The organism is Kocuria atrinae (assembly GCF_039531425.1).
In the GTDB taxonomy this organism is placed as follows: Bacteria; Actinomycetota; Actinomycetes; order Actinomycetales; family Micrococcaceae; genus Kocuria; species Kocuria atrinae.
The window spans coordinates 57,857-64,149 of record NZ_BAAAQA010000001.1; the positions used below are offsets into that span (position 1 = coordinate 57,857).

Annotated in this window: 3 protein-coding genes; 1 reads left to right on the top strand and 2 read right to left on the bottom strand. The window is 63.7% G+C overall.

Annotated features, from left to right (window positions below; genetic code table 11):
- Nucleotides 1-112: 112 nt before the first annotated feature.
- Together ABD283_RS00285 and ABD283_RS00290 are read right to left on the bottom strand one after the other, a co-directional pair.
- Entirely contained in the window at nt 113-1,531 is a 1,419-nt protein-coding gene (locus ABD283_RS00285) for a mycothione reductase (RefSeq protein ID WP_344223076.1), read from the bottom strand.
- Nucleotides 1,532-1,565: 34 nt separating this feature from the next.
- Nucleotides 1,566-5,015: a pyruvate carboxylase gene (locus ABD283_RS00290; protein WP_344223077.1), complete on the bottom strand. Its 3,450-nt coding sequence runs from the start codon at nt 5,013-5,015 to the stop codon at nt 1,566-1,568.
- Nucleotides 5,016-5,233: 218 nt separating this feature from the next.
- Between ABD283_RS00290 and ABD283_RS00295 the strand changes: the two genes are divergently transcribed.
- Entirely contained in the window at nt 5,234-6,244 is a 1,011-nt protein-coding gene (locus tag ABD283_RS00295; protein WP_425552779.1) for a ParA family protein, read from the top strand.
- Nucleotides 6,245-6,293 lie beyond the last annotated feature (49 nt).

The following is a 6,293-nucleotide window of genomic DNA, read 5'->3' on the forward strand; positions in this document are numbered from 1 at the left end:
CATCGTTCGGTCTTATGGCTCTCAGTCACCGTGCCGGTTCGGAGGTGCACCGGTTCGGCGAGCTGCTGGGCGCCCCTCACGACACGTGGTCACCATGCACCACTGGCTGTGATCAGCCCTGGCCGGGAACGTCCAGTCCGAGCAGCGCGTTCTCCACTACCTCGGCCAGTGCCGGGTGGATCCAGAACTGACCGCGTGCGATCTCATGGGCAGTCTGGCCGAAGGACATGCCCTGGATGAGGGGCTGGATCAGGTTCGATGAATCCTTACCAATGAGGTGCGCGCCCAGAAGCAGTCCGGTGTTCTTGTCCGCAATCAGCTTGCAGATCCCCACTGAATCCTCCATCGCCCAGCCGTAGGCCACATCCCCGAAGTTCTGTTCCTTCACGGTGATGTCCGTATTGTTCTGATCGGCCCAGACGCGTGCTTGTTCCTCGGTCATTCCCACGGTGGCGATCTGCGGCTCAGTGAATACCGCGGAGGGAACAAAGCGGTGGTCGGTGCTGCGCAGATCATCGGGGTGGACCACGTTGTGGGCCACCGTGCGAGCCTCCGCGTTAGCCACGTGCTTGAGCTGGTACAGCGAGCACACATCACCCAAGGCCCAGAGACCTTCAACCGGTCGGCCAGTACTGAGCACGCGCTGGTACTCGTCCACGGCCAGCAATCCGGAACCGAAGACATCAAGGTTCGCGGCTTCCGGATTGAGAGTGTCGGAGTTGGGTACGCGCCCGGTGGCTACCAAGACCACGTCCGCGGTACCTTCCCAGGTCTCCAGCGACTCGTCCGACGCCGCCGCGGTCACCTTGAGTTTGCCGTCCGCCGCCCGCTCGATACCGGTGATCGAACGATTCAGTTGCAAATCCCATTGCAGGGCTGCCTCGCGCTTGAAGCGCTCCGCGATAGTGTCGTCGTGTTGCCGCAGGAGACGCCCGGAACGGTTGAGTTGGGTGACCCGGGTGCCCAGCCCGTTGAAAACGTGGCAGAACTCCGCCGCGATATAACCGCCGCCCACCACGATGATCGACTCCGGTAGTTCGTCCAGCCGCATGACCGTGTCCGAGGTGTGCACGCCGGGCAGGTCCATGCCGGGCACATCCGGGAGCTGAACGCGCGATCCGTTGGCCAGAACGATCTTAGGTGCGGTGATCTGCTCTCCCGATTCCGTTTCCAGAACCTTGGGCGCCACGAAGTGCACGTACTCCTGGATCACGGTCACGTTGTCCAGGGATTGACGGTAGGTCAGTCCCCCATTGGCGATGGCGTCGATGCGGCTGAAGATCCGATCCCGCATGGACTGCCAATCCACGGAGTCCCTGGACGCGTTCAGCCCGAGACGGGAAGCATCAAGAGCCTCACGGGCCACCGTGGCCGGGTACACGTACATCTTGGTGGGAATGCACCCCACGTTGAGGCACGTACCGCCAAAAGTACCCGGTTCCACGATGGCCACGTTCAGATCTTGGTACTCCTCCGTGAGGATGGAGTTACCCGAGCCAGAGCCAACAATGATGAGATCGAATTCGCGCATGAGTCCCATCCTAGATAGCTTGGCAAATCAGCGATCAGGCGGGGTCGATCACCAACACCAAGTCGCCGCCACTCACCTGAGCAACGTCCTTGAGAGCCACCCTGGACACTGCGCCACCGGTGGGCGTGGTGATGGAGGCTTCCATCTTCATCGCCTCGATCGTGGCCACGGCTTGGCCCGGTTCCACAGTGTCGCCCTCGGCCACGGTGACCGTCACGGCACCGGCGAACGGCGCGGCCACGTGACCCGGGTTGGAAGAATCCGCCTTCTCGAGCTCCACGGAATCGGTCTTGACCGAATTGTCGCGGATCTCGAGCAGTCGCAACTGACCGTTCAGGGTGACCATGACAGTGCGCATGCCCTTGTCATCCGGTTCGGAAATTGCCTGCAGGGTCACGAGCAAGCGCACGCCCTTACCCAGGGAAATCACGTGCTCGAAGTCCTGGCGCAGTCCGTAGAGGAAGTCGCGGGTGTGCAGCACGGACAGGTCGCCGTACTTGGTCTGGGAAGACTCGAACTCCTTGGTGGGAGCAGCGAACAGCAATCGGTTCAGGGTCGCACGACGCTCCTCACCGGGCTGCCCGAGACCCTCCTTGTCCTTCTGGCTCAGGTCCTTGTCGCCCAGGGTCACGTTGCGACCCCCAAGCGCCTTGGAACGGAACGGCTCGGGCCAGCCCGCGGGCGGGGTGCCGAGTTCACCCGCCAGGAAGTTGATCACGGAGTCCGGGATGTCGAACTTGTTGGGGTTCTCCTCGAACTCGGCCGGGTCCACGTCCATGCCCACGAGCTGCAGGGCCAGGTCACCGACCACCTTGGAGGACGGTGTCACCTTGACCAGGTGGCCCAGCATCTTGTCCGCGGCGTAGTACATGTCCTCGATGGCCTCGAACTTCTCCCCCAGGCCCAGCGCAATGGCCTGCTGGCGCAGGTTCGAAAGCTGACCACCCGGGATCTCGTGACGGTACACGCGACCCGTGGGGCTGTTCAGCCCCGACTCGAAAGGCTTGTAGATCCCGCGCACGACCTCCCAGTAGGGCTCCAAGCCACTCACGGCGTCCAGGCCCAGGTTGGTATCACGCTCGGTGTTCTCGAGCGCGGCGACCAGTGCGGAAGCCGAGACCTGCGACGTCGTGCCGGACATCGATGCGGAGGCGACGTCCACGGCGTCGACACCTGCTTCCGAAGCCGCCATCAACGTGGCCAACTGGCCTCCGGCGGTGTCGTGGGTGTGCAGGTGCAGCGGCAGGTCGAAGCGCTCACGCAGCGCGGTGACCAGCTTGCGGGCGGCCTCCGGGCGCAACAGCCCGGCCATGTCCTTGATCGCCAGGATGTGTGCGCCGGCGTCCACACACTTCTGCGCTAGGTCCAAGTAGTAGTCGAGGGTGTACACCTCTTCACTCGGATCCAACAGATTGCCCGTGTAGCACAGCGCAACCTCTGCCACGGCGGTTCCGGTTTCGCGCACGGCCTCGATCGCGGGGCGCATCTGCTCCACGTCGTTGAGCGCGTCGAAGATGCGGAAGATGTCCACACCCGTCTCGGCGGCCTCGGCCACGAACGCGTTGGTCACCTCGGTGGGGTACGGCGTGTATCCCACCGTGTTCCGACCACGCAGCAGCATCTGGATGGGAATGTTGGGCATGGCCTCGCGCAGGCGGCGCAGGCGATCCCAGGGGTCCTCGCCCAAGAAGCGCAGAGCGACGTCGTACGTGGCACCGCCCCAGGCCTCGACCGACAGCAAGCCCGGCAGCGTGTGAGCGTAGGCCGGGGCGGCAGCGAGAAGGTCACGAGTACGCACGCGCGTGGCCAACAGCGACTGGTGAGCGTCGCGGAAGGTCGTGGACGTGACCGCCAGCGGCTTGTAATTCCGCAGTTCTTCGGCGAAGCCCTCCGGGCCCTTCTCCTGGAGCACTTGACGCCAGCCGACGGGCGGCTCGTGGGTCGAGGGGCCGTCAAACGGGCTGCGGTAAGGCTCATCGGACTTGTCACCCGGGTAGTGCGGGAGCTTGGTGCGCGGGTCGATTCCGTCCACGCGATCCCCGTTGGGCTTGTTGACCGTGACCTCTGCCAGGTAGGTCAAGGCGCGGGTCGCACGGTCCGCCGAAATCTTGCCCTTCAGCAACTCCGGGTGGTTCTCGATGAAGTCCGTGGCCACGTCACCCGCGATAAAGTCCGGGTCGTCCAGCACGGACTGCAGGAACTGGATGTTGGTCGCGATGCCGCGGATACGGAACTCCGCAAGAGCACGGCGCGCGCGGTGGACGGCGGTCGTGTAATCGATACCGCGGCACGTGAGCTTGACCAGCATCGAGTCGAAGTGCGGCGAGATCTCGGCACCGGCATAGAGCGTGCCACCGTCCAGACGAACACCTGCACCGCCGGCGGAACGGTAGGCAGAGACCTTACCGACATCAGGGCGGAAGTCATTGGCCGGGTCCTCGGTGGTGATACGGCACTGCAGGGCGGCACCGCGCACGCGCAGGGTGTCCTGGCTGATCCCCAGGTCCTCGAGCGTCTCCCCTGCGGCAATGCGCAACTGCGACTGCACCAGGTCGATGTCCGTGACTTCCTCGGTCACGGTGTGCTCCACCTGGATGCGCGGGTTCATCTCGATGAACACGTGCTGACCGGCACGCTCCCCGGCGGTGTCCACCAGGAACTCCACGGTGCCGGCGTTGACGTAGCCGAGCTCCTTGGCGAACTTCACGGCGTCACGGTGCAGGGCCTGGCGGATGTCATCGTCCAGGTTGGGCGCCGGGGCGATCTCCACGACCTTCTGGTGCCGGCGCTGCAGCGAGCAGTCGCGTTCGAACAGGTGCACCACATTGCCCTGGTTGTCCGCGAGGATCTGTACTTCGATGTGCCGGGGGCGCAGCACGGCCTGCTCGATGAAAACGGTGGGGTCACCAAAAGCAGTATCCGCCTCGCGCATGGCGGCATCCAGGGCACCGGGCAGATCCTTGGAGGACTCCACGCGACGCATGCCGCGTCCGCCACCGCCGGCAACGGCCTTCACGAACAGCGGGTAGCCGATCTTCTCGGCTTCCTCGATCAGTGCGTCCCTGTCCGCCGAAGGTTCGGTCGACTCCAGCGTGGGAATTCCGGCGCGCTTTGCTGCACGCAGTGCTTCTACTTTGTTGCCCGCGAGCTCCAGGATCTCCGCCTTGGGCCCGACAAACTTAATGCCCGCGGCATCGGCGGCGCGGGCAAGATCGGGGTTCTCGGACAGGAAACCGTAACCGGGGTAAATGGCGTCAGCGCCGGATTCTTTGGCAACGCGAACGATCTCGTCAACGTCCAAGTAGGCACGCACCGGGTGGCCCTCTTGGCCAATGGGGTACGCCTCGTCAGACTTCTGACGGTGAATGGAGTTGCGGTCTTCGTGAGGAAACACGGCCACGGTTGACGCGCCGAGTTCATACGCGGCACGAAATGCACGGATAGCGATTTCGCCGCGGTTGGCCACCAGGATTTTGGAGAACATGTACTGCCGTTCCGCACCCCCGGGCCAGTGGGCCTCAAAGGGCGCTGCGTTAGATAGCGAACTAGCTGTCTCAGCATACGTGAGACCTACATCATACTTGTGGACTGACCACACTGTGTAGTGGAACTCGTTAATCTGTGACGCAAAGACTATGAGTCCAGCCGTTAGCATGGACAGGGTTGTGTCCCGGTGGCTGGGACACCGTACGGGGAGAGGTCATAGTGCAGATCGTCAGCATCAGCAGCCTTAAGGGCGGAGTCGGTAAATCATCGGTAACACTGGGGCTAGCTTCGGCTGCCCTGGAAGCCGGTATCCCCACCTTGGTGATCGACTTGGATCCACACGCGGACGCCTCGACAGCCCTGGGTGTCCGTGCTCAGCCCTCCCAAGACATCGGCTCGATCCTGCGTAAACCCAAGAAGGGGGCAGTGTCCAAAATCACAGTTCCTTCGTCGTGGACAAAACACCCGATCACGCCGGAGACCTCCACCCCGGCCATTGCCTCAACGGCGCAGGCGTCGGATTCCGGCCACGGCCCTGTCGGCGACGACGCCCCCACCGGCGGCGCTTCTGTCGGCAGCGCCTCCGTCGTAACCAACGCCGATACCCCCACCAGCGGCGCTCCCGGCCGCGATCACTCCAATAAGTCTTCCGGAGCAACCACCGAGGGCACGGAGCAGGCCACCACTCCGCAGAACTCCCCCGTCCGACCTGTCCTCGACGTGGCCCCCGGCTCCGCCTCCTCCTCACATCTGGATCGCTCCACTTTCAAGGTGAAGGACCTGAAACGACTGGAGACCATCCTCCAGGGCGTGGACAAATACGAGCTGGTGCTCATCGACTGCCCGCCCAGCCTCACTGCACTCACCCGCATGGCGTGGGCCGCCTCCCACAAAGTTCTCTCGGTGGCCGAACCGTCACTGTTCTCCGTGGCGGGCACCAAGCGCACCATGACTGCCATCGCTCAATTCGATGTGTCCAAGCTCTGGGCCGTGCCCGCAGCCGGCGTGATCATCAATCGAGCGCGCGAAGATTTCTCCGAACACTCTCACCGCATTGCCGAACTCCATGAGTTGTTCGGGGACCTGGTGGTGCAGCCGACGATCCCGGATGCTCCGGTGATGCAGCAGATTCAGGGGGCTGCGTGGCCCGTGCACAAGTGGCCAGGTGAACAGGCAACGGACCTGGCGGCGCGTTTCAGTACGATCCTCAACGGCTTGCTCACGTAACCCGGCACCGCGTTCTCGGCGGGGCAAGCGCCCAGACGAAAAGGCGGCT

What these genes read in the sequence shown, in the direction of transcription:
- ABD283_RS00285 (WP_344223076.1), bottom strand. Translation starts at nt 1,531, where the DNA reads ATGCGCGAATTCGATCTCATCATTGTTGGCTCTGGCTCGGGTAACTCC.
- ABD283_RS00290 (WP_344223077.1), bottom strand. Translation starts at nt 5,015, where the DNA reads ATGTTCTCCAAAATCCTGGTGGCCAACCGCGGCGAAATCGCTATCCGT.